At 52.1% G+C, this 2743-nt stretch carries 3 protein-coding genes; all 3 read right to left on the reverse strand.

Features of this window, described 5'->3' with window-relative positions:
• Nucleotides 1-431: 431 nt before the first annotated feature.
• On the reverse strand, nucleotides 432-1031 hold the full coding sequence (locus tag A9762_RS29500) for an Imm52 family immunity protein (RefSeq protein WP_371443402.1): 600 nt from the start codon (nucleotides 1029-1031) through the stop codon (nucleotides 432-434).
• A gap of 198 nt (nucleotides 1032-1229) precedes the next feature.
• Entirely contained in the window at nucleotides 1230-1637 is a 408-nt protein-coding gene (locus tag A9762_RS26065) for a hypothetical protein (protein WP_069344878.1), read from the reverse strand.
• Nucleotides 1638-2189: 552 nt separating this feature from the next.
• On the reverse strand, nucleotides 2190-2432 hold the full coding sequence (locus A9762_RS26075; RefSeq protein WP_069344880.1) for a hypothetical protein: 243 nt from the start codon (nucleotides 2430-2432) through the stop codon (nucleotides 2190-2192).
• Between the last annotated feature and the right edge of the window lie 311 nt (nucleotides 2433-2743).

Here is a 2743-nt window from a genome sequence, read left to right on the forward strand (position 1 = left end):
ACGTCGTGACGCTTGTCCGACTCGAACATCCCCGTCTCTTGCACCCAGTGCGAGTGCCAGTAGGCGTTGAGCGTCTGTGCACTGTTCATTACCGGGCCGCTGACGTTGATCGTCAGATTATTACCGGCACCGATGATCGACGAGTTGTTCTGCGCAAAGGTGAACGATGCGGTGTTCGGGTTCTAGCCGCGAACGTCGTTACGCCGGCAACAGGAGATGTTGCTCGTCCTCGGCGCACTGCTTGTGCCAAGAAGTCAATATCAAGAACTACATTTCCTCATGAATACTAAAGATCGGTGCCATTGCGCGAAGAGCAGAGGTCGGCGCCAGCCCATAAGTAAGTTGCAACAGAGATTCATCCGCTTAGCGCCGAAATCTTTAGTCGATGCCATGAATCCGAAAATCCTGAACATCTACCGAAGCCTCTGATCCTAAGGAAGGAAAACGACTCCATTTGCCGTCGCATATCGCTTTGCGTTCGGAAAGCTAACGCTAGCGCTTTCACTTGATGTGGATATGTATAAAGCTCGGTCCAGGAATGGTCCGTGTTGATCGGCATGTTCAGTCATGCTGAATTGAGACGCAACTACGGCCCACTCAGGACTCCAAGCCATAATAACCGAGTCAAGAAGCAGGGTTATTTGGGTGGTTGAGTGCACGTCGAATTTTGGTGGGATTTTTGTCAATACTACGTTTGAGACTCCGGGTACATCGGAATACAAGCCGCACTTCATCGTCAGCGATGCTGTTTCATCGCCACTCTTTCCGTTCCAAACGGAAATACGAAACCCCAACTCGTCGATTGCCTCACCGCCGATGTCCCGCCGATTCCTCCCCTTGAGAAACAACTCCTCTAGGCGACGAGCATCCCACACTAAAGGAGAGTTGAGAGATGCATCTGCTCGACTGCGCCCAGGCAATCGCCACCCTCGAAAATCATCCGATAAGCTCGATAAGCTTTCCAAGAACATGGAAGCCCGTCCGGCACATTCTCCTGCCGACTCCATTCTTGGCCCCCAATAGACCGCCATAAGATTTGTTTCCAAGATTCTCCCCCTCACTTCGGTACGCGTCAGGTTCGGCGCCTGAATCGCCGCGGCGATGTTGTCCACTGGCGTCGACAGGTTCCCTCGAAGCGGGCTGCGTGGTCTATCTGCAGCAGCCCAAGAAACGGCGAGCCCAGCCTAAGCCGGGTTTTGTCGACCTTACCTACTTACAGCAATGGTGCGTCAATCAAACTCGATCGTGCACTCACTCAACGGATATAAACGACCGTCTGAAACAGCGAAATTATCGCCCTTGATCCGACCAAGTAGAAGGTGCAACGCCTGTGCACCAGCTTCGATGTCCATCCGCCAGCCATCAAGGTCACCATGGTAGCCAATTGCATGAAACAGCTGACCACTGGGCAAAGTGATCTTGCAACCTCGCTCGTTAACTCCCCCGTACTTAGCATTCGGGGGATTAGTGAACTCCATAATGTTTCTCAACTGTTTCCGGAACTTGTTCTTACCATCGTCAGCAAAATAGGCAAGCTCCGTACCGTCTACAGCGACAGTCCCCGGAATCATCCGCGCGTCTTGCCTCTCAAGCTTTCCTCCTAGAATCTTCTCTAGACGCTCTAACTGGCTGGTCATTACTTTCTCCGGTCACTTGGTTGGCTTGATCACGAATTTGATGTTCCGGCTTGCCGTGATCAGGTCGCGGAAGTTCGTCAGCGATCCCGCGTTGATCGAAAGATTATTACCGGCGCCGATGATCGACAAGTTGCCCGGCGCGGTGGAGCAGCAGAGTATCGGGTGGTTAGGACGTCGCCCCAGTCACGACAAGGTCGGGATTACGACGGCAATGATGTAAGGGTAAGAAGTAGAAACGAAGCAATTTTTCCGGGAAATTTCGTTCCAAAGATTGACCTCTCCAGCACCGCCCGACCCCGCTGCGCGGTGAAGTAGATTCATTGCACTCGGTTTCAGCCTCTGAAGCAAGTGCAAGAACAGCATGCTCTGCGAGACCGGATCGCTCATGACGGAATTCTGGCTCACCTTGCGCAGCATCGTGACTACCCGCCTTAGGCGAACGTCCTCTCACATGAACTCCGGTTTCTCCGTTGAAAGCTCCCTCTCAAATCTAGACCAACCCGAAAGTCGTCAGACAGGCCCGAAACCTTCTCAAGATCAAATACCATCAACTTATTCGATACCTAGAGCCTCGGAGAGACCTATGACAAACCCCTCTTTATCTCCATAGGCACCCGATAAAGCACGACATTGCTCAGAAAAAATCTGTCGATCCTCCGCCGACATACACTGAAGCTCTGCGGAAAGCCGCTCCATCGCATTGAGCGCAGAATCCGGATCTAATGACTCCTCCCCGGTGAACTCCAGGAATATGGCGATATCTACGATAGCCTTAATCATGTGCTTGCCATTCATTTTGAAACGACCCTCACAGTGATATTTGATATTCCGAGCTGCTTGAACATATTTTGTGCCCGAATTGCTTGCTGTACGGTGGGGACTTCCCAACGACCTGTAAGTCCGTTCTGCTTGAGAGCATCTGATTGACGCAATGCTTGATCCATTGCTTTCTGTGTGGTCACTACAGATACCTTTCGATCAATCATGACATCGCCGTCGACACCATCGAACTTAACCAACCGAGTTGGTCCATCTGCCATCGGCCGGACACAGCGAACCGGTGCGCTGATCGATCGTGCCGTGCGACGTCAGCACGTGAAGGTAAG

Source organism: Pandoraea sp. ISTKB (assembly GCF_001721285.1).
Classification (GTDB): Bacteria; Pseudomonadota; Gammaproteobacteria; order Burkholderiales; family Burkholderiaceae; genus Pandoraea; species Pandoraea capi.

Excerpts from the sequence above, each read along its gene's own strand:
- A9762_RS29500 (WP_371443402.1), bottom strand. The coding sequence starts at position 1,031 with ATGGCGGTCTATTGGGGGCCAAGAATGGAGTCGGCAGGAGAATGTGCC.
- A9762_RS26065 (WP_069344878.1), bottom strand. The coding sequence starts at position 1,637 with ATGACCAGCCAGTTAGAGCGTCTAGAGAAGATTCTAGGAGGAAAGCTT.
- A9762_RS26075 (WP_069344880.1), bottom strand. The coding sequence starts at position 2,432 with ATGAATGGCAAGCACATGATTAAGGCTATCGTAGATATCGCCATATTC.